Annotated in this window: 18 protein-coding genes; 4 read left to right on the forward strand and 14 right to left on the reverse strand. The window is 68.8% G+C overall.

Features of this window, described 5'->3' with window-relative positions:
- Positions 1–1,839, reverse strand: a complete 1,839-nt coding sequence (gene gcl, locus ACFHPP_RS21510) for a glyoxylate carboligase (protein ID WP_437165289.1) — start codon at positions 1,837–1,839, stop codon at positions 1–3.
- Between the two features lie 182 nt (positions 1,840–2,021).
- Between gcl and bhcR the strand changes: the two genes are divergently transcribed.
- Positions 2,022–2,846 (forward strand): HTH-type transcriptional regulator BhcR, encoded by an 825-nt coding sequence (bhcR, locus tag ACFHPP_RS21515; protein ID WP_437165290.1) that lies wholly within the window; start codon positions 2,022–2,024, stop codon positions 2,844–2,846.
- Positions 2,847–2,849: 3 nt separating this feature from the next.
- Here the strand turns inward: bhcR and ACFHPP_RS21520 are convergent, their stop codons facing one another.
- From ACFHPP_RS21520 to ACFHPP_RS21555, 8 genes are all read right to left on the reverse strand, one after another.
- Positions 2,850–3,125 carry a glycine zipper domain-containing protein gene (locus ACFHPP_RS21520; RefSeq protein WP_437165291.1) on the reverse strand — a complete coding sequence of 92 codons (276 nt, stop codon included), beginning with the start codon at positions 3,123–3,125 and terminating at the stop codon, positions 2,850–2,852.
- Positions 3,122–3,511, reverse strand: coding sequence for a Rap1a/Tai family immunity protein (locus ACFHPP_RS21525; protein ID WP_437165292.1), 390 nt, complete (start codon positions 3,509–3,511; stop codon positions 3,122–3,124). The genes ACFHPP_RS21520 and ACFHPP_RS21525 overlap by 4 nt, the downstream gene beginning before the upstream one ends.
- A 121-nt stretch (positions 3,512–3,632) precedes the next feature.
- A complete protein-coding gene (locus ACFHPP_RS21530; protein ID WP_437165293.1) occupies positions 3,633–4,640 on the reverse strand; it encodes a lipid A deacylase LpxR family protein in 1,008 nt (335 codons plus the stop codon).
- Positions 4,641–4,643: 3 nt separating this feature from the next.
- Positions 4,644–6,458, reverse strand: coding sequence for an SLC13 family permease (locus tag ACFHPP_RS21535; protein ID WP_437165294.1), 1,815 nt, complete (start codon positions 6,456–6,458; stop codon positions 4,644–4,646).
- Between the two features lie 3 nt (positions 6,459–6,461).
- A complete protein-coding gene (locus ACFHPP_RS21540; protein ID WP_437165295.1) occupies positions 6,462–8,012 on the reverse strand; it encodes an AbgT family transporter in 1,551 nt (516 codons plus the stop codon).
- The gene (locus tag ACFHPP_RS21545) at positions 8,009–9,391 is read right to left on the reverse strand and encodes a M20/M25/M40 family metallo-hydrolase (RefSeq protein ID WP_437165296.1); all 1,383 of its coding nucleotides are present in this window, start codon (positions 9,389–9,391) and stop codon (positions 8,009–8,011) included. The genes ACFHPP_RS21540 and ACFHPP_RS21545 overlap by 4 nt, the downstream gene beginning before the upstream one ends.
- A gap of 154 nt (positions 9,392–9,545) precedes the next feature.
- Positions 9,546–10,052, reverse strand: a complete 507-nt coding sequence (locus tag ACFHPP_RS21550; RefSeq protein ID WP_437165297.1) for a DUF1269 domain-containing protein — start codon at positions 10,050–10,052, stop codon at positions 9,546–9,548.
- Between the two features lie 80 nt (positions 10,053–10,132).
- Complete coding sequence (locus ACFHPP_RS21555; RefSeq protein WP_437165298.1) at positions 10,133–10,471, reverse strand: hypothetical protein; 339 nt, start codon at positions 10,469–10,471, stop codon at positions 10,133–10,135.
- Between the two features lie 196 nt (positions 10,472–10,667).
- Between ACFHPP_RS21555 and ACFHPP_RS21560 the strand changes: the two genes are divergently transcribed.
- Entirely contained in the window at positions 10,668–11,699 is a 1,032-nt protein-coding gene (locus tag ACFHPP_RS21560; protein WP_437165299.1) for a helix-turn-helix domain-containing protein, read from the forward strand.
- On the opposite strand, the gene ACFHPP_RS21565 is transcribed toward ACFHPP_RS21560, so the two are convergent.
- The 4 genes from ACFHPP_RS21565 to ACFHPP_RS21580 form a co-directional block, all read right to left on the reverse strand.
- Positions 11,686–14,769: an efflux RND transporter permease subunit gene (locus ACFHPP_RS21565; protein ID WP_437165300.1), complete on the reverse strand. Its 3,084-nt coding sequence runs from the start codon at positions 14,767–14,769 to the stop codon at positions 11,686–11,688. The genes ACFHPP_RS21560 and ACFHPP_RS21565 overlap by 14 nt on opposite strands.
- The gene (locus ACFHPP_RS21570) at positions 14,766–15,854 is read right to left on the reverse strand and encodes an efflux RND transporter periplasmic adaptor subunit (RefSeq protein ID WP_437165301.1); all 1,089 of its coding nucleotides are present in this window, start codon (positions 15,852–15,854) and stop codon (positions 14,766–14,768) included. Before ACFHPP_RS21570 ends, ACFHPP_RS21565 begins: the two co-directional genes overlap by 4 nt.
- A gap of 124 nt (positions 15,855–15,978) precedes the next feature.
- Entirely contained in the window at positions 15,979–17,001 is a 1,023-nt protein-coding gene (locus ACFHPP_RS21575; RefSeq protein ID WP_437165302.1) for a patatin-like phospholipase family protein, read from the reverse strand.
- Between the two features lie 21 nt (positions 17,002–17,022).
- Positions 17,023–17,613 (reverse strand): hypothetical protein, encoded by a 591-nt coding sequence (locus tag ACFHPP_RS21580; RefSeq protein ID WP_437165303.1) that lies wholly within the window; start codon positions 17,611–17,613, stop codon positions 17,023–17,025.
- A 260-nt stretch (positions 17,614–17,873) separates the two neighbouring features.
- Here ACFHPP_RS21580 and ACFHPP_RS21585 point away from each other — a divergent pair, with 260 nt between their 5' ends.
- Positions 17,874–18,974 (forward strand): helix-turn-helix domain-containing protein, encoded by a 1,101-nt coding sequence (locus ACFHPP_RS21585; RefSeq protein WP_437165304.1) that lies wholly within the window; start codon positions 17,874–17,876, stop codon positions 18,972–18,974.
- A gap of 44 nt (positions 18,975–19,018) precedes the next feature.
- A complete protein-coding gene (locus tag ACFHPP_RS21590; protein WP_437165305.1) occupies positions 19,019–20,044 on the forward strand; it encodes a Bug family tripartite tricarboxylate transporter substrate binding protein in 1,026 nt (341 codons plus the stop codon).
- A gap of 28 nt (positions 20,045–20,072) precedes the next feature.
- Here the strand turns inward: ACFHPP_RS21590 and ACFHPP_RS21595 are convergent, their stop codons facing one another.
- Positions 20,073–20,696: a MarC family protein gene (locus ACFHPP_RS21595; RefSeq protein ID WP_437165306.1), complete on the reverse strand. Its 624-nt coding sequence runs from the start codon at positions 20,694–20,696 to the stop codon at positions 20,073–20,075.
- Between the last annotated feature and the right edge of the window lie 53 nt (positions 20,697–20,749).

The raw sequence follows: 20,749 nt of genomic DNA on the forward strand, positions 1-20,749 counted from the left end.
TTAGGCCGGCTCCTTCACCTCCGTCAGGTTTTCCTGCAGCAGCCCGGCGCCGTTCGGCGTCCAGCCATTCTCTGGCGTCAGCAGCGGGTCGAGGCAGATGATCTCCTCGAACTCGTTCACCGCGTCGATCTCGGTGCCCATCGCGATGTTCGTCACCTTCTCCAGGATGAACTCCAGCACCACGGGCACCTGGTGTTCCTCCATCATCGCATGGGCGCGGGCGAAGGCGTCCTTGAACTCGTTGGGTGACTTCACGCGGATCGCCTTGCAGCCGAGGCCCTCCGCCACCGCCACATGGTCCACGCCGTAGCCGGGCACGGCGTCCGGATCGTCCACCGCATTGATGTTCTCGAAGGCGAGCGACACCTCGAAATCCATCTGGAAGCCGCGCTGCGCCTGGCGGATCAGGCCGAGGTAGCTGTTGTTCACCACCACATGCAGGTAGGGCAGCTTGTGCTGCGCGCCGACGGCGAGTTCCTCGATCAGGAACTGGAAGTCGTAATCGCCGGACAGCGCGACGATGCGCCGCGTCGGGTCCGCCGCGCGCACGCCGAGGGCGGCGGGCAGCGTCCAGCCGAGCGGGCCGGCCTGGCCGCAATTGATCCAGTTGCGCGGCTCGTACACCCGCAGCATCTGCGCGCCCATGATCTGCGAGTTGCCGATGGTGGTGACGAAGCAGGTGTCGCGGCCGGCCTGTTCCAGCATTTCCTCGAAGACGCGCTGCGGCTTCAGCGGCACTTCGTCGAAATGCGTCCGGCGCAGCATGGTGCGCTTGCGGTGCGCGCATTGCGCGGCCCAGGCGGAGCGGTCGCGCAGCGTGCCGGCCGCCCGCATCTCCTCCGCCACCTGTACCAACAGCGCCAGCGCGGCGCGGGCGTCGGAGACGATGCCGAGGTCGGGGCCGAAGACGCGGCCGATCTGCGTCGGCTCGATGTCCACATGCACGAAGCGGCGGCCGGCGGTGTATTTCTCGATGCTGCCGGTGTGGCGGTTGGCCCAGCGGTTGCCGATGCCCAGCACGAAGTCGCTCTGCAGGAAGGTGGCGTTGCCGTAGCGGTGGCTGGTCTGCAGGCCGACCATGCCGGCCATCAGCGGATGGTCGTCCGGAATGCTGCCCCAGCCCATCAGCGTCGGGATCACCGGGATACCGGTGATCTCGGCGAAGCGCACCAGCTCCGCGCAGGCATCGGCGTTGATGATGCCGCCGCCGGCGACGATCAGCGGGCGCGCCGAAGCCTGCAGCATGGCGATCGCCTTCTCCACCTGGCGGCGGCTGGCGGCGGGCTTCCAGGCGGGCAGGGGCTCGTAGCTGTCGATGTCGAACTCGATCTCGCCGAGCTGCACATCCACCGGCAGGTCCACCAGCACCGGGCCGGGGCGGCCGCTGCGCATCAGGTGGAAGGCCTGCTGGAGCACCTGCGGGACGAGGGCGGGTTCACGCACCGTCACCGCCCATTTCGTCACCGGCTTGGCGATGGATTCGATGTCGACCGCCTGGAAATCCTCCTTGTGCAGCTTGGCGCGCGGCGCCTGGCCGGTGATGCACAGGATCGGCAGGCTGTCGGCCTGCGCGGTGTAGAGGCCGGTGATCATGTCCGTCCCGGCGGGGCCGGAGGTGCCGATGCAGACGCCGATGTTGCCGGCCTTCGCGCGGGTGTAGCCATCCGCCATGTGGGAGGCGCCTTCGACGTGGCGCGCCAGGATATGGCGGATGGAACCGCGCGCCCGCATCGCGGAATAGAAGGGGTTGATCGCGGCGCCGGGCACGCCGAACGCACAGCTCACACCCTCCCGCTCCAGCACCAGCACCGCTGCATCCACTGCCCGCATTCGCGCCATGGTCGTTGCTCCGTTCTTCCTGGACGCGGCAGCATTGACGGCTTCAACGGGATATTTCAATTTTTTCGAAAGATTTTTCCATTTCAGTATTGGATAACGCAAGTAGCTGCGGAGGCGTGATTTTCTGTTTTCCAGAAGGCTTGAAGCGTCCAGACTGGAAAAACCTTCCGGAGGATGATGCGATGGCCGCACTGGAATCCCGCCGGCGCGGGCGCCCGCGGCTGGCGCTGGCCGAGGAGGCGCCGCTGCAATCGCTGGACCGCGCCATCGCCCTGCTGGCCGCGCTGGCGCAGTCCGACGGCGTGACGCTGACCGAGTTGGCGGCGCGCGCCGGCCTGCCGATGTCGACCGCCTTCCGCATCCTGGGCACGCTGCAACGCCGCGGCCTGGCCGAGTGCGATTCGGGCACGCAGCTCTGGTCCGTGGGCGTCGAGACCTTCCGAATCGGCAGCGCCTTCCTGCGCCGCCGCAAGCTGGTGGACCGCGCGCGCGACGCGATGCAGGGGCTGGTGGCGCAATGCGGCGAGACGGCGAACCTGGCGGTGGCGGAGGAGGATGGCGTGGTCTTCGTCAGCCAGGTGGAGACGCATGAGACGATCCGCGCCTTCTTCCGCCCCGGCACGCGCGCGCTGTTCCATGCCAGCGGCATCGGCAAGGCGATCCTGGCGCACCGCACGCCCGCGCAGGTGGCCGCCAGCCTGAAGCGGGGCGGGCTGCCGCGCTTCACGGAGCACACGCTGGTTGCTCTGCCCGCGCTGCTGGCGGACCTCGTGCGAGTGCGCCAGCGCGGCTACGCGATCGATGACGAGGAGCGCAACCTGGGCATGCGTTGCGTCGGCGCCGCCATCTTCAACGAATTCGGCGAGGCCGTCGCGGGCCTCTCCGTCTCCGGTCCTTCCGTGCGCATTACGCCGGAGGCGCTGCCCCGCTTCGGGCCGCTGGTGCGCCAGGCGGCCGATGCGGTGACCCACGCGATTGCCGGGCGGCAGCCGGGGTCGGCGGCCTGAGTGTCAGCGCTGCGCGCGGCCCGACTGGACGCCCTCTTCGAAGGCGCGGTCGCGCGCGCGGACGTGACGGTCGTAGACGAAGCCACCACCTGCACCCAAGCCAGCGCCGATGGCGGCGCCGAGCCCGGCATTGCCTGAGAAGGAGCCGACCAGCGCGCCGGCACCGGCACCCGCCAGGCCACCGGTCATCGCACGCTGCGTGCCCGGATCGAGATCGGCACACGCCGCGAGGCCGAGCAGCGCGGCGCCGCTCAGCGCCAGGGGAAGCCTGCGGATCATCGTACGGTCCTCCGTGGTGCGGGCTGCGTGGCCGCGGCGGTCGGGCAGGGGTAGGCCACGGTGGCCCAGCGCATCACGCCGTCGATGGCACGATCCCCGGCGTATTGCGGGTTGGCGCGCGCCCAGGTGACGAAGGCGGCCTGCGCCTGTTCCACGGTCGGCATCGCCTCGCCCAGGCAGAACATGGGCGCCAGGCCGCCGCGTGCCGTGATGGCTTCATGGTACTGCCCGGCGCCGATCAGAAATCCACGGCAATAGGCGACCGCCGCCGCATCGCTCGATGCGCATAGGTCGCCGAGCGGCCCGGTGGTTACAGGCCCGGTCTGCGCGGCGGCCACCCCGCCGAGGCCGGATGCCAGCAGCAATCCTGCGATCAAGGCTCTCATCGATCCTCCGCCCTCCGCTCAAGACGCGTCCCATGAGGCGCGTGGGGAAGTTTCACCGCGTCCGACCTGCCCCACATCGGCCGCGTGTCGCGGAAATATGCGCGGCGTTCCTGACATGTGTTCAGAAGCGCGCAGCCAGGCTGAGCGAGCCGAATTGGGAACCCTCGCGCTGCGTCTCGAACTCCTTGCTGCGCATCGTGTAGGTGAAGGTCAGGCGCGCGCGCGGCAGCATCACGGCGAACCCGATGCTGGCATCGCCGATCAGCGGCTCACGCTCCACGCTGCGGCTGTCGCGCCAGGTGTTGCCGTCCAGCGTGATGTCGCGCGCGACGGCACGGCCCTCGACCGCCGCGAAGCCGTACCAGCCCCAGCGCTCCGTTGGCTGGAAGAACACCGATCCGGCCGAGACGGGCCTGGCGCGCGGCGGACCGAAATCGGCCTCCAGCTCCGTACCGATACGCAACATCAGCCCGGCTGCCGCATAGGTCTGCACGTTGCCGAGGCTCACGGCCAGGCTGGGCACGAAGCCGTAGTGAAGGCCGTTGGTGTTGAGCGGCTGGTTCAACCGCCATTGCCGGTTCATCACCAGGTTGACGCCAGGCTCATCCTTGATCTGCGCATCCCAGCCCAGGGCGCGGTCGATGTTCAGCAGGTCGTGCGTGTTGTTCTGCACCTGCTCGCCCAGCGCGGAAGGCCCGATGACGCCGAGCTGCAGTTCGAGGCTGCCGAATTCTCTCGGCGTGTAGGAGATCAAGGTCACGGCGCCGTACAGCCACCCGGCATAGGGCCGGTCATCAGGATCGGGATTACGCGCGTAGGTGTCCTCGGGCGTGAATTTTTTTTGCCCGAAAGCCAGGCCCCAACGCGCGATGCCGCCGGTCGGGAACAGCGGCGAGGGACGATCGGTCAACGCGGCCAGCCAGTCCGGCGGATTGTAGGAAGGCGAGGTCCAGCCGAACAGGAAGCCGTTGGTGTAGAAGCGATCCCGGCCCGAGAAGGTGTCGTTCTCCAGCAGGAAGATCCAGGTCGCCGCCGGATCCGCCGGACGCGGCGGCGGCGCCTGGCCGGCGGCGGGCAGTGCCGCGAGCGCCGCGGCACTACAGATGGCGGCCAGGGTGATGCGGGCCATGGCTCAGAACCGCCAGATCAGGGGCACGAGGAAGACCCCCACGATGAAGAACCAGATCATCATCGGCAGGCCGAACTTCCAGTACTCGCCGAAGGCGTAGCCGCCGGGGCGCATGACCATCAGGTTCGTTGGTGTCGCGATCGGCGTCAGGAAGGCGGCCGCCGCGGCCACCGCGATGGTCATCAGCACCGGAAGCGGGGAGACATCCATCGCGGCCGCGGCCGCGACGCCGACCGGGATGATGATGAGCGCGGTGGCCGTGTTGCTGATCAACTGGCCGAGTATCGCGGTCAGCAGGAACAGCCCCGCCAGCAGAATGGTCGGGCTGCCGCCGGCCGCCATCGCCACCAGCCCATCCGCCATCAATTCGGCCGCGCCGGTCTGCACCATGGCAGTCGACAGCGGCATCATGGCCGCGACCAGGATCACCGTGGTCCAGTCGATGGCGCGGTAGCACTGCTCGACATTCAGGATGCGCAGCAACACCAGCGCGAAGGCGCCCAGCATGCCCGCAACCGCCGCCGGCAGCAGGCCGGTGGCGAGGAAGAAGACCATCGCGGCGAGCACGCCGATCGCGCCCCAGGCGCCGGCACCCAGCGGCACCGCCTGCCGGCGCACCAGTTCAGGCGAATTCACCACCAGCACCTGCGGATCGGCGAGGCGGACATCCAGCGCCTTCCAGCTGCCTTGCAGCAGCATGGTATCGCCGGCCTGCAGCGTCACCGGCTCCACGCCGGCATCGACGCCGCCGCGCTGGATGGCGATGACGACGAGGTCGCCGCTTTCGGTGACCATGCCCTGGAAGGCGGCCTGGCCGATCATCGCGGAGCGTGGTGGGATCATCACCTCCGCCAGGCCGGAGCTGCGGTTGAACAGGCTGTCCCGCAATTCGACGTCGCTGTTCTCAAGCCGGAAGGCCAGGTGCTTGGCCGAGGCGAGCCGTGCCGCCTCCTCGCCGGCGCCGGAGACGAGCAGAAAATCTCCCTCGGCCATCGTCTCCCGCCTGATACGCTCGCCGGTTTCGCCGTCATGGATCGCGACCAGGCGCAGGCCTTCCCAGGAATGAACCTCCAGCGCCGAGGGTGGCTGCCCGACCAGTGGCGAGCTGGCGCGCAGCCGCAGCCGGAACAGTCCCTTCTGCAGCCCGTACTGTTCGACCAGCGTCGTCGCGTGACGGCCGAAATCGATGCTCATCGTCTCGCCGGCGCGGTGCGGCAGCAGCTTCTCCCCGAGCAGCACGGTGATGGCCATGGTGCCGAGCAGCAGCGGGATGCCGACGATGGTGAACTCAAAGAAGCCGATGGCATGCATCCCGGCATCGGCCGCGGCTTCGCTGACCAGCACGTTCACCGGCGTGCCGGTGAGTGCGAGCATGGAGCCGGCATGGGCCGAGAAGACCAGCGGCATGAGCAACTGCGACGGCTTCCGCCGCAACCGCAGCGCCATCACCATCACCACCGGCAGCAACGCCGCCACCGCGCCGTTCACGCTGATCAGCGCGGTGAGCAATGCCACCAGCAGCGAAATCAGCACCATCAGCCGCGTACGGCTTTCCTCGCCGGCGCCACGGATCAGCATCTGCCCGGCCCAGGCGGTGACACCGGTGCGGTCCAGCGCCGCGCTGATGACGAAAAGCGTGGCGATGAACATCACCGCCGGGTCGCCGAAGCCGGACAGCGCCTGGTTCAGCGTGACCAGCCCGGTGGCATAGAGCGCAAGCCCGACGCCCATCGCCACGATGATCACCGGAATGCGGTTCCAGACGAAGAGGATGATGGCCACCAGGATGATGGCGCCCATCAAGGTCATGTCACTCATCGTCTACAGGCCCCAGGGCAGGCCAAGGAGGTACCAGGCGGCCAGCAGCAGGGTCCACACCACGGAGATGGCGATGACGTAGGGCAGCATCAGCGCGATCACGGTGCCGACCCCGGCGTCCTTCTGGTACTTGATTGCGAAGGTGACGATCATGGCGAAATAGGCGTTCAGCGGCGTGATCGAATTCATCGGGCTGTCGCCCACGCGGTAGGCGGCGAGCACGGTTTCCGGTGCGACGCCCAGTTGCATCAGCAGCGGCACGAAGACGGGCGCGAAGATGGCCCATTTGGCGATCGCCGCGGTGATGATGAGGTCGATGCCGAAGACGGCAATGACGAAGCCGATCAGCAGCACGACGGTGGGCAGGTTGAGTCCGCCGAGGAACTCCGCGAGCGAGACCGCAGCCAGCGTGGCCATGTTCGAGTAGTTGAAAATCGCAATGAACTGGCTGATCACCAGCAGCAGCAGGATCAGGCCTGCCAGGGCGCCGATCGACTTCTGGATGGCGGCGATGGCTTCCGCGGCGCTGCGCATGGTGCCGGCCGCGCGGCCATAGGCGATGCCGCAGACCAGGAAGATCAGTGCGATGGAGACGATCAGGCTGCCCATGAAGGGTGAGGCACCGATGATGGCGCCGGTGTCCGGATTGCGCAGTGGCGCGCCGGGCGGCAGCACCAGCAGCCCGATGAAGGCCAGCACGCCAATAAGGCCAAGGCCCGCGGCGCGGAGGCCTTTGTATTCGTCCGCCGACAGCACATTCTCGCCGGGAACCGTGTAGTCGCCCGTATAGGCACCGAGGCGTGGCTCGATCACGCGTTCCGTGATCAGCGCGATCAGCACCGTCAGCATGGCGACGGAGGCGATGGAGAACCACACATTGGCGGCGAGGTCGATCGACGCGGTCGGGCTGACCAGGCGGGCCGCATCGTTGGTGATCTCCGTCAGGATGCCGTCCACGGGTACGATGAGGACGTTGACCATGAAGGCGGAGGCCACGGCGGCAAAGCCCATGGCGAGCCCCGCGAGCGGATGCCGCCCGACGCTGAGGAAGGCCGCGGCCGCGAGGGGGATCAGCACGAGATAGCCTGCATCCGCGGCGATCGAGGAGACGATGCCGACGAAGACCAGGATGTAGGTCAACGCCCGCGGGGGGGCGACGATCACGAGCTTGCGGATCAGTGCCTTCACGAGGCCCGATTCTTCCGCCACGCCGACGCCCACCATCGCCACGATGATGACGCCCACCGCGTTGAAGCCCATGAAGTTCGGCACCACGCCCGTGAACATGAAGCGGATGCCGTCGATGGTCAGCAGGCTGCGCGCGGCCGTCGTCGCCGGCTCGATGTCCCCGGTGGCCGGATTGTAGGCCTGGTAGCTGACGCGGGCGCCGAAGGCGGAAAGCAACGCCGACAGGAGCACGACGAAGATGATGAGGTAGACGAAGATCATGACCGGATGCGGCACGCGGTTGCCGATGCGCTCGACGGTATCGAGTACCCGTTGCATCACGGTCTTCGCCTCCAGCGTCGCCGGTGGCGGATGGATCGCGCTCATGCCGACAATGCTCCCAGAATGCGCGCCCAGGAGCGGATGCCCTTCTGGAAGCTGACCAGGTTGTATTTCTCGTTCGGGCTATGGATGCGGTCATCCTCCAGCCCGAAGCCGGCCAGCACGACATCCATGCCGAGCGATGTCTTCAGCATGTGCGTCACCGGGATGGAGCCACCGGAGCCGATGAACACCGCGGGCTTGCCCCATTCATCGCTCAGCGCCTTCCGCGCCTTGGCGAAGGCCGGGTCGGTGTCGGGGAAGCGGATGGCGCGGCCGGAGCCGTGCTCGATGAACTCCGCGCGGCAGTCGGCGGGCAGGCGGGTACGGACATGGGCGCGGAAGGCCTCGCGGATGCGGTGCGGGTCCTGGTCGAACACCAGGCGGAAGGAGATCTTGGCGGAGGCCTCTGCGGGGATCACGGTCTTGAAGCCATCGCCCTGATAGCCGCCGCCCATGCCGTTGATCTCGCAGGACGGGCGCGACCAGACCATCTCCAGCGCATCGCGACCCTTCTCGCCGGCTGGCACGGAAAGGCCGATGACGCCAAGGAATTTCTCGGCGGTGAAGCCGAGCGTGCCCCATTGCTCGCGCAGCTGCGCCGGCAGGTCCGGCACGCCGTCATAGAAGCCGGGCAGCGTGACGCGGCCCTGGTCGTCGTACAGTTCCGCGAGGATCTTCGCGAGGATGCGGTTCGGGTTGGCCGCGGCCATGCCGTAGAAGCCGGAATGCAGGTCGCGGTCGGCGGCGTGGATGATTACCTCCTCACCGCACAGGCCGCGCAGCATGGTGACGATGGCGGGTGTCTGAGGATCCCACATGTTGGTGTCGCAGATCAGCCCGATATCGGCCTTGAGTTCGGCCTGGTTGGCATCGAGGAAAGCCGGCAGGTTGACGCCGCCCGATTCCTCCTCGCCCTCCAGCAGGATCGTCACCGAGATGGGCAGCTTGCCCGTCACCGCCTTCCAGGCGCGGCAGGCCTCGACGAAGGCCATCAACTGTCCCTTGTCGTCGGCGCTGCCGCGGCCGCGGATGACCTTCGTGCCGTCCTCCATGGTCTCGATTACCGGATCGAAGGGATCGCGGTCCCACAGCTCCAGCGGGTCCACGGGCTGGACGTCGTAATGGCCGTAGAACAACGCGGAGGGGCCGCCGGCGCTGCGGTCATGCGCGACGACGATCGGATGGCCAGGCGTCGGCCGTGCCGATGCCTCGAAGCCGATGGATCGCAGATCGTCTGCGTGCCAATCGGCATTCGCGGCGCAGTCGCTCGCGAACGCCGGGTCGGTGGAGATGGACTTGATGCGCAGGACGGCGAAGAGCCGTTGAAGTGCGCCGTCCATGTCACGATCAATCTGCGCAAGCACGCGGTAAAGTTCGCTCATGGAGTTCCTGCCTGCCGTTGTGGCGGCCGTGGGCGCATGTCGCGTCACCAGGTCCTGCCGGTGGGGTCACGTTAGGGACAGGCTGTGCGTCATCCCACGGCGACACGTCCCGCCGCTGTGCCCTCCGTCCGCCGCGCCGGCGCGGCGGTGTGCATCATGCGGCGCCACGCTCGGCTTCGGCACCAGCCAATGCGGTGCGCAGCAGATCCTCCTTGGTCTCGTCGAAGGAACTGCTCATGATCCTTCCACCCATGCCCTGCAGTCCCTCCATCACGCGCTCGGCGGTCATCTTGCGCACCAGGAGGAACAGGGCGGCTTCGCCCGCCTCCAGCGTCTGCGCCACCTCCTTCATGAAGGTGTCGTTGATGCCGACATCGCTCAAGCGACCGGCCACCGCCCCCGTCGCTGCGCCGAGTGCGGCGCCGGCCAGCGGGTTCAGGAACAGCAGGCCGATCAGGGACCCCCAGAGCGCGCCGCTGGCCGCACCCGCCGCGGTCGGCTGGAGGATCTGGTTGAGCTTGATGCTGCCATCGGGCCTGCGCAGCGCCACGGCGGCATCGCCGACCGCGATCAGGTACTCGCGCTGCATGGCGAGGATGCGCGCGCGCGCCTCCTCCGCCTGCGGCTCGGTCGGGAAGGCGATCACGAGCAGGTCGGCCATTGTTGAAACTCCATGTGGTGACAGGCGGGAAGGGGGCCGCGACGCGGTGGGAGGGGGGCATGCCGCGCCGCGGGCGGGTCCTACTCGACGACCGTGAGGTTCGCCGGGTTGAACCGCGCGGCGCGCAGGGCACCATCCGGTGCCCTGTAGACGACGGTGGACTTCAGGAAGTCCACGGCGATGACCTCCGTGGACGGCAGCCGAAGCTGCAGGTTGTTCAGCATGATGGTTTCCAGCACGCCGCGTGGCGTGTTGGCGCCGGTGGCGCGGCGCTCGACCTCGGCCCGCAGGTCGGCGTTCAGGTAGCCTAGTTCGGCACGCTCGAACTCACGCGACGGCTGGGCCGATGCGGCTGCGATCAACCCGAGGCCGATGGCGGCACCTAGCGCGAGCCGGCGCGTCGCCAACACAGCTGTCATGGACATCCTCTGCACTCCCATGGGTTCGAGCGGGCTCGCTGCGGCCCGCACCGGATCGCTACCAAGCACTGCGGCGTAAGGGATGGGCGCCGCGTCCCCGCCCTGCACCCCGTGTTCCTTGCCACATGATCAAGCTGGATTACGCGTCCACTTGGCGATAAGTCGTTGCCGGGAATTTGGCAGGAGTGCACCGGACGTGCCCGACCCTGGCGCGACCGATCTCCGGGACCCGGTCGCAGGTGGCGTCCCCGGCTCCGCAGGTGCGGAGCGTTTTTCGGTGGACACGCGCGGCCTGCCGCCGGCGATCCGCCTGGATGCCTGGCGGGCATTCTGGCAGCCGGCTGTGCATGTGACAGCAGCGGGCACGGGCGGTGACGGTGGCGAGGCGTTTGACGGCCAGGCGACGCTGCGCCGGCTCGGGCGCCACGTGTTGCTGGATATGAAGGCGACGCCCGCCAACTACCGGCGGCCCCGCAGCCAGGGATTGCGGGACGGGCTGGATCAATGGCTTGTCGCGCTGCGCATGGACGAAGCGGGCCGGCCACCCGCTTCGATCTGGCTCGGTTCCCTGTCGCACGGCTTCGGGCTGCGTCACCTCTGGGGCCGTTGGCTCGCCGTGTTCATCAGGCCGGAGTGCCTGCCCCAGGCTGCCTCGATTTTCGCGGCGCCGCGTGCCGTCCCGGTGCTCAGTCCGGCAGCGCGGATGCTCGCGGGCATGCTGCCGCGCCTCATCGCCTCCGCCGACCAGTTTGCGGCCGGGAATGAACCACGGCTGGAAGCAGCCCTGTCCTCGATGCTCGCCGCATGCCTGCTCGACGATCAGATGCTGCCGGTCTCCAACCGATGGCAGCTTGAGGCGGCGCGACGGGCACGAGTCATCGCGCTGGTGGATGCTTCGCTGAGCGATCCGGGACTGTCGCCCGCGAAGCTGGTGCGCCAGTCCGGCATCTCACGCTCGGAGTTGTACAGGTGCTTCGCGGCGGCAGGCGGCATCTCGCGTGCCATCCAGCTGCGTCGGCTGCGGCGGGCCTATGCCGAGTTGGCGCGCGCGGACGGACCATCCTCGATCAGCCGCATCAAGGAGGCGGTCGGGTTCTTCGATTCCTCCAGCTTCACCCGTGCCTTTCGCCGCGAGTTCGGCTGCACCCCGCGCGAGGTGCTGGCGCGCCGACCGCCGGTGGCGGCACATCCCCTGCCGGGCCTGGCGGCGGCGCTCAGCTTTCGCTGAAGGCGGCCTCCGCGGGAATCACGACCCGGGCGGCGCGCCGTTCCAGCAGCGCCACATACAGCGCCGGCAGCACGATCAGCGTCAGCAGCGTTGCCACCAGCAGTCCACCCATGATGGCGAAGGCCATGGGCCCCCAGAATACCGTCGGCGCGATCGGGATCAGGCCGAGCACGGTGGACAGCGCCGTCAGCATCATCGGCCGAAGGCGCGAGGTGGCAGCCGCCACCACGGCGTCGCGCAGCGCCAGGCCATCGGCCCGGTCCTGCTCGATCTGCACGATCAGGATCACGCCGTTCTTTGCGATCATGCCGAGCAGCGCGAGGATGCCGAGGATGGCGACGAAGCCGAGCGGCCGGTCGAACACCAGCAGCGCGAGCACTACCCCGATGAGGCCGAGTGGCAGGATCGCGACCACCAGGGCGAGTCGTGCGAAGCTCTGCAACTGGAACATCAGCACGGTCAGCATTACCACGATCATGACCGGCACCACGGCGATCACGGAGTCGCGGCTTTTCGCACTTTCCTCCGCGATGCCGCCGATCTCGATGCGGGTGCCGGCGGGCAGCCGGGCGTTGATCTCGGCGATGCGCGGCGTCACCTCCGCCACCACCGTCTCGGGCAGCACACCGGGCCGTACATCGGCCTGCACGGTCAGGGCAGCGACGCGGTCGCGGCGCCAGATCAGCGGGTATTCCTGGCCGTGCTCGAAGGTGACGAACTGGCCGAGCGCCACGGTACGGCCGCCGGGGATCGGCACCTGCATCGTCTCCAGCGTATCGAGCGACAGCCGTTCCGCGGCGGTGGCGCGGGCCCGCACACTGACCAGGTAGATGTCGTCGCGGATCTGGGTGATGACGGTGCCGGTGATGGCCGCGTTCAGCGTGCCGGCGATGGCGGCCGACGACAGGCCGAGCTGCCGCGCCTGCTCCTGGTCCACGACGACGCGCAGTTGGCGCGCCGGCTCGATCCAGTCGAAGCTGACATTGCGCGTCCCGCTGCTGGCTGCCACCTCCTGCGCCACTTCCAGCGCAACGGCGCGGATGGTCTCGATGTCGGGGCCGACCACGCGGTACTGCACCGGCCAGCCGACCGGAGGGCCGAGTTCGAGCGGGGAGACGCGTGCGGTGACCGTCGGGAATTCCTCCGCCAGCAGGGCTTCCAGCCGGCGCTGCAACGCCTCACGGACCTCCGGGTCCTTCGCAACGACGACGGCCTGGGCGAAGAACGGGTTGGGTAGTTGCGCGTTCAGCGGCAGGTAGAAGCGGATCGCGCCGCGGCCGACATAGGCGCTCCAATGTGCCACGTCCGGATCTGCCGCGAGCGCCGCATCCAGCCGCTCCACCACCGTCAGGCTCGCGTGGATCGAGGCATTCTGCGGCAGGGTCAGGTCGACCAGCAGCTCCGGCCTGTCGGAGGAAGGGAAGAACTGCTGCGGCACGAAGCGCAGGGCATAGAGGGATATGAAGAAGGCGGCGACGGCGACCGCAATCGTCACCCAGCGTAGCCGGATGGCCAGGGTGAGGAAGGCGGCGTAGCCGCGCAGGAATGCCCCGGGTGGTGGCGGCGCGCTGCCAGCCAGGGCCTTGGGCGCCTTCAGGATCGCCATGCCGAGCAGCGGCGCGAACAGCACCGCGACGAGCCAGGAGACGACCAGCGCCAGGCCCACCACCGCGAAGATCGAGAAGGTGTACTCGCCCGCGGAACTGGCGGCGAAGCCGATCGGGATGAAGCCGGCGATCGTCACCAGCGTGCCGGTCAGCATCGGTGCCGCCAAGGTCTTGTAGGCGAAGGTGGCCGCCTGCGCCTTGCCGTCGCCGAGCGACAGCCGCCGGATCATGGCATCGATCGTGGTCATCGCATCATCCACCAGCAGGGTGAGGGCGATGATCAGCGCGCCGAGCGAGATGCGCTGCAGGTCGATGCCGGCCAGCAGCATCAGCGGGAAGACGATGGCGAGCGTCAGCGGGATGGAAAGTGCGACGACCGCGCCGGCGCGCACGCCGAGCGCGATGAAGCTGACCGCCATGATGATCAGGATCGCCTGCCACAGGCTTTCCGTGAATTCGCCGATGGCGGTGTCCACCGTCTGCGCCTGGTCGGCCACCAGGAAGGGCTCGATGCCGATGGGCAGGTCGCGCTCCGCCGCCTGCATCTCGCGCCGCAGGTTCTCGCCCAGCGCCAGGATATCGCCGCCCGCGCCCATGGCGACGGCGAGGCCGATGGCGGGCTGTCCGTTCACGCGGAACATCGGCTGCGGCGGGTCGGAGGTGGCGCGATGGATCTCGGCGATGTCGGTCAGCCGCACCAGGCGGTCGCCGGCGACGAAGGAGATCCTGGCCAGGTCGGCCTCGTCCTGGAAGGCGCCGGAGACCCGCAGGGACAACCTCTCATCGCCGGTCTGCACCATGCCGGCGGGCTGCACGGCGTTCTGCGCCTGCAACGCGGCGATCAGCGACGGGTAGTTGAGTCCGAGCCCCGCCAGGCGTTCCAGGGAGAACTCGACGAACACCACCTCGTCCTGCGCGCCGAGGATCTCGACCTTGGTGACGTCCGGCACGCGCAGCAGCCGGGAGCGGATGGCCTCGACATGGTCGCGCAGCTCGCGCTGGCTGAAGCCATCGGCGGTGAAGCCGAAGATGATGCCGAAGGTGTCGCCGAAATCATCGTTGAAGCCGGGGCCGACGACGCCCTGCGGCAGGGTGTGGCGCATGTCGCCGATGCGCTTGCGCACCTCGTACCACATGTCCGGCACGACGTCCGGCGGGGTGGAGCCCTTCAGCTCCACGAAGATCGTCGCCTGCCCGGCGGTGGTGTAGCTGCGCAGGCGGTCGAGGTTCGGCGTTTCCTGCAGCGTGCGTTCCAGCCGTTCCGTCACCTGCTCCAGCGTCTCCTCGATGGTGGCGCCGGGCCAGGCGGCCTGCACCACCATGGTGCGGAAGGTAAAGGCCGGGTCCTCGTTGCGACCGAGGCGGAAGAACACGATGCTGCCGGCGATCACCGCCACCAGCATGAAGTAGGCGAGAAGCTGCGGCCGGCGGATCGACCATTCGGACAAGTTGGGTCCGATCATCGCACGGCATCCAGCAGCCGCACCTGCTGTCCCGGGCGCAGCGCCTGCACGCCGGCCGTTACGACGACGTCGCCGGCGGCGAGGCCGGTGCTGATGACGGCTCGCGCCGGGTCGTGCCGCAGGATTTCGACCGGGCGCAGCGAGACGGTTCGGCTGCCGGTATCCACCACCCAGACAGCGGGCGAGCCGCCCTGGCGGGTCAGCGCGCTGGCGGGAATCGCGTAGCCGGTACCGCCCTGCAACTCCATCCGTCCGGTCACGGTCGAACCCAGGCGCAGGCCGGCCGGCGGGTCGTCCAGGCCGATGCGCACGCGGAAGGTGCCGGTCACCGGATCTGCGCTCGGCGAAACCTCCCGGACCCGGCCGGTGGCGCGCGTGACGGGGTCGAGCGTCAGGGCTACCGTCACGATGACGCCGGGGGGCGCGCGGTCCATCACGGCGGGCGGCACGTCGAACACGGCATCCAGCCCGTCCTGGCGGGCGAGGCGTACGATCATGCGGCCGGGCGCCACCACCTCGCCCGCTTCCGCGCCGCGGGCAACAACGGTGCCGGCCGCGTCGGCCAGCAGTTCGGAGTAGCTCAGGCGGTTCTCGGCGATGTTGACCTGCGCCTGGGCCGAATCGACGGCGCTGCGCGCCGTCTGCAATTGCTGCGCGGCCTGGTCGTAGCGCTGCCGCGTGCCGAAGCCGCTGCGCAGCAATTCCCGCGCGCGCCCGTAATTCGCATCGGCCTCCACCAGCTGCGCCTGTCCCGCCAACAGGGCGGCGCGCGCGGCACGCAGCCCGTTCTCCTCGTTGGTGCGGTCGAGGCGCGCGACCACCTGGCCCGCCGTCACGCGGTCCCCGACGTTCACGAGCCTCTCGATCATGCGGCCATCGATACGGAAGCCGAGATTGACTTCCGTCTGTGCCTGGATGGTGCCGGTCAGGCTGATGGTCGTGGTGTCGCCACGCGATTCCACGGTGACGACGCGGACCGGTCGTGGCTCTGGCGCAGGCGGCGCCGGCGCTTCGCCACAGGCGGCCAGCACCGCGAGGGCGAGCAACAGGCAGGGCAGCCTCGCGCCGCCCGGAACGCTCGTCATGCTCGAAATCCCTGCGCTGTTGGGCAAGGGGAAACTAGCGTTGCGTCGGCTTTGCTTGACCGGCCACCCGTCCCGGCCCTGCGCCCTACGTCCCGAAGCCGTGCTGGGTGCGGCGCGCGGCGTGCTAGACGCCCGCGAGCATCGCATCCAGATCGAGCGACGAGCGTCGACCGATGGCCTCTGCATGGTCGCGCAGGAAATCCTCCGCCGCTCGTCGTCCGGCCTGACGCAGCCAGTCGAGGAAGGCCCATTCGGCGTTGAGCTTGGAGGAATAGCCGAGCGCCGCCATCACCTCGTTGCGCACCATGTGCAGCCGCATGCGGGCCCAGGCCGCGCCTTCGTCGTTGCCGGGGTCGGCGACCTTGCGCAGCAGGGCCATCATCTTCAGCTCCTTCAGCGCGACGGCGTTGAAGGAGATCTCGTTCACCCGGTCCAGGATGTCGCGCGCGGTGCGCGGCGTGCCGGGCCGCTCGATCGGGTTGATCGGGATAAGGATGGTGTCGTCGGAGGCCAGTTCCGTCACCAAGGGCGTCAGCGTCGGATTGCCGGCGAAGCCGCCATCCCAGTAGGGCTCTCCGTCGATCTCCACCGCCTGGAACAGCTGAGGCAGGCAGGCGGAGGCCAGCATCGCCTCGATGGTCAGGTCCGCATTGCGGAAAATCCGCGCGCGTCCGGTGCGCACGCTGGTGGCGGTGACGAAGACCTTGACCGGACCGTCGCGCAGCGCCGCGAAATCCACGCTCTCGCGCAGCACCTCCGCCAGCGGGTTGCCGGCGACGCTCGGCATGTCGTAGGGCGAGACGACGCGCGCCAGCAGGTCCATCATCAGGAAGGCGGGCGAGTTGTCGAGCGTCCAGCGGCCGAGCATGACGTCCACCGGCCCGCGCTGGAACGGGCTGAAGGTGGCGCTGCGGGAGACGCGGCGCCAGAACGCCTCCAGCGCCTCACGCGCGCCCTGGCGGCCGCCGAGGGCGTGGCCGCTGGCCAGCACCGCTGCGTTCATCGCGCCGGCGGAGGTGCCGGAGATGCCCTCCACCTCCAGCCACGGCTCCTCCAGCAGCCGGTCGAGAACGCCCCAGGTGAAGGCGCCATGGGACCCGCCGCCCTGCAAGGCGAGGTCAACCGTCACGGGATCACGTCGTTGCATCGCGCACTCCAGGCTGGTGGGTCAGTGCTTCCCGGAGGGAACCACGCGCACGCTGGCCTGCGCCAGCCGGCGCAGCAGGCGCAGGCGGCGCAGGATGGGGCGGCGGTCGTGCAGCAGCATCTCCACCGGCTTCCACATCGCCACCCAGCCAAGGATGCCGATGCTCTCGCGCGCAATGCGGGCCAGTGGCCGATCGGGGAAGTTGGTGGTGAGCCACCAGGCGACCATCAGGCAGCCGGCAAGAATCGCGAGCCCGACGGCGGTGCTGCGCCGCCCATCCGCCAGGTGCTCCTTGGCCGAGCGCTCCTGCGCCTCCGCCAGCAGGCCGAAATGCGTCGCGAGCGCTTCGCCGAGCCGTACCGCATCGGCACTGCCCATCGCATCGGCCGGCAGGCGGACGGTGACGCCGAGCGGCACATCCTCCGGCTGGCGGCGCGCCCATTCGATGATCGCGCCTTCCGCGGCCGCGCGAAGGCAGCCGGGATGCAGCGGCCAGGCGGCATCCACAGCGACCAGCTGGCCGACATCCATCAGGTCGAGATCGAGATTCGCCGTCGCTCGCGGCGCGGCTGGCACGTCGGCCTGTGGCGCAGCCATCGCGGCGTCGGACATGCGGCCTCCGGATCAAGGGAGCCCAAAGTCTAGGCGGCCACCCCGCGCGGGGCATTGCCATCACGTCCTGCCGCTGGGCCGGATGTCTCCGACGGAGCACCGGCCCGCAGGACACCTCCGTCCCACATCGGGGCATACGGAACTTTGAGATTCCAACATCGTAAGGGTTGCCAACTGCAACGAAATCACGGAAAGTTTATTTGATTCGCCAACTGTAACAGCGGCCATAACTTGTGCAGACGCCTTGGCAAGTGGTGCCGATGTCCCAGACCCGTGCCGGCCAGCAACATGCCTTGCCCCATACCGGTGTCGCGGTTGTCGCGCCGGAGGACCGGGGCACGCGCGACCTGGCGCCGCTGCGCCAGTCCACGCACGGCCTGCCGGCCCGGCTGCAATTCGACGCCTGGCGCGACGCCAATGCAGGGCTGGTCGATTACGTGACGCCGGGTACGCGACCTGCGTCCTACGAGGTCGAAGCCCTGACCTTCCGCTTCGGCGGATTGGCACTGCTGGCGGCCGAGACGCCCGCCGGAAGCTACCGGCGGTCGACCACCAATCTGCGCCGCGATGGGATCGACCTTCTGTCCTTTTCCATGGCCACGCATGGTCATCGCATCTACCGCACGCACGAGCAGGTCACCGTGATGCGGCCGGGGCAACTCGTCCTGCACTCGCTGGCGCAACCCTTCGAGGCGGCGCGCAGCCGTTCCGGCTGGCTGCACCTGTATCTCCCGCGCGACGACCTGCCCGCCGGCGTCGCACCCCCTGCGTCGGGTTGCCTCCTCCTCGACACGCCAAGCGGCCTGCTCCTGCGGGATTACATGCTGCTGCTGGCGGCTGAACTGCCGCACATGACGGTGGCGGATGGCGAACGCATGGCGGAGACCACCAGAGCAATGATCGCGCTTGCGCTGGACGACAGCCCGGTGCGGCAGGAGGCGGCCTTGGTGCCCCATGAAGCGGTGCAGATGGCGCGCCTGCGGACCCTGATGCGCGCCAACCTTGGCTCGGCGAGGCTTGGGCCGGATCGGCTTTGCCGGATGGCCGGAATTTCGCGCACGCAAATCTATCGCCTGTTCGAGCCGCATGGCGGCGTTGCGCTGTTCATCCAGCGGGAGCGCCTGAACGCCGCCTACCGGGCGCTGACGGATCCGTCCGACGCACGCAGCATCGCGGAAATCGCGGAAGCGCACGGACTGTTCGATGCTTCCAGCTTCAGCCGCATGTTCCGCCGCACCTTCGGCCTCTCGCCGCGGGACCTGCGCATGAACCGTGGGGCGGGCCTGCGGTTTGCCTGCCCTCAGCGCCAGTCTGAAAGCCGCGGCGAATTCTCGCTGCGAGGCCTGTTGCAGGCCATGTAGGAGATCGGCCGGCGCCGGCTAAGCCTGGCCATTGGAGAAATGCGATGTTGGCCGGTGCCTGCGGCGATGCACAGCGGTGTTTGCCGGTTCATGGCGAGTCGCGCCGCCGGGACCTGCTGGCCCTGGCTGGTCTCTCCGTGCTCGCGGACAGGCCGGCGCACGGTAAGGCCGACTGGACGCCGTCGCGCCCGCTGCGTCTTGTCGTGACGTCCGTTGCCGGCAGCACACCGGACCTCGTCTGTCGGCTGTTAGGGGAAGGCATGCGCCGGTCGCTCGGCCCCGTCGTCATCGAAAACCGTCCAGGCGGATTCGGAACCATTGGTCTCTCGGAGGTGGCCCGGGCACCGCCGGACGGCCACACGCTCGGCTATGTCAACGTCGTCACGATGGCGATCAACGATGCGATGCTCGGGCGACAGCCCTATGTCGTCGAGCGCGACTTCACCCCGGTGGCGCTGCTCGGCTTCGTGCAGAACGCCATCCTGGTGCATCCGTCCCTGGCGGTCGCCACCTTGGCGCAGCTGGTTGCGCGACTGCGGGATGCGCCCGGTCGATTCGCCTACGGATCGCCCGGCATCGGCACGACCGGGCACCTGGCCATGGAACGGCTGCGGTCCCTGACCGGGGCCGATCTGCTGCACGTGCCGTATCGCGGCAGCCCGCAGCTGGTGGAGGCGCTGCGGCAACGGGAGGTGGAGATCGCCTGCGACAACCTGTCCTCGCTGGAGGCGATCCTTCACTCCGGTGATGCGCAAGGCCTCGCCGTCACCGGTCCGCAGCGCGCGCCACTGTTCCCGGACCTGCCGACGGTTGCGGAATCCGGCTGGCCGGGATTCCGGATCACGTCCTGGGGTGGGCTCGTGGTGCCGGCCGGCACGCCGCCGGATGCGGTGGCGCGGCTGAACCTTGCGGCGAATGCGGCACTCGTCATGCCCGACCTGGCGCCGCGCCTGGCGCGGCTTGCGTTCGAGACCAGCCCTGGCCCACCGCAGGCACTGTTCGAACTTGCAGCGCGCGAGAAGCCGATCTGGGCCGAACTGGTGCGACGTTCCGGCGCCAGGACCGACTAGGCCACCCGGAATGAGGGGCGAGGCCCGCTCACCCGGCCATCATGCTTTCGCGCACACCCTCCAGCGCGATCTGCGCCGCAAGCGCCGCCAGCAGCACGCCAAGGACCCGGCCGATGACGTGGCTGCCCGTGGTGCCGAGCAGCCTGGCCACCGTCGCCGCGGCCAGCAGGCAGACCAGCGCGAGGACGAGGACCACGACGAGTGCGGCGAAAACGGCGGCCAGCCGCGGCCAGTCCCCATCCGTCTGCTGCACCATCAGCACCATGCTGGTCATGCCGCCAGGACCGGCGAGCAACGGGATGGCGAGGGGGAAGACGGAAATGTCGTGCGCCTCGGCACCGGCCTTCTGTTCCTCCGGCGTCGCGCGCAGGAAGGTCTGGCCCATGACCATGTCGGCTGCGAGCAGGAACAGCAGCAGCCCGCCGGCCACCTTCATGGCCGCAAGCCCGATGCCCAGTGCGCCCAGAAGCCAACCGCCGAGGACCGCGAAGGCCAGCAGAACGACGGTTGCGATGATGGTCGCGCGGATTGCCTGCGCACGTCTTTCGGCGGCCGTGTTGTTCGCGCTCATGGACGCGAAGATGACCGATGTGCCGACCGGATCGACGATCACCAGCAGCGCGACAAGGGTGAAGCCGAAGGTTTCGAGCATGTCGGCCATCACCTCGGCGCCGGCCCGGCGCCGACGTTGTCTCGATTGTCAGC

This window comes from Falsiroseomonas sp. E2-1-a20 (assembly GCF_051433195.1).
GTDB lineage: Bacteria > Pseudomonadota > Alphaproteobacteria > Acetobacterales > Acetobacteraceae > Falsiroseomonas.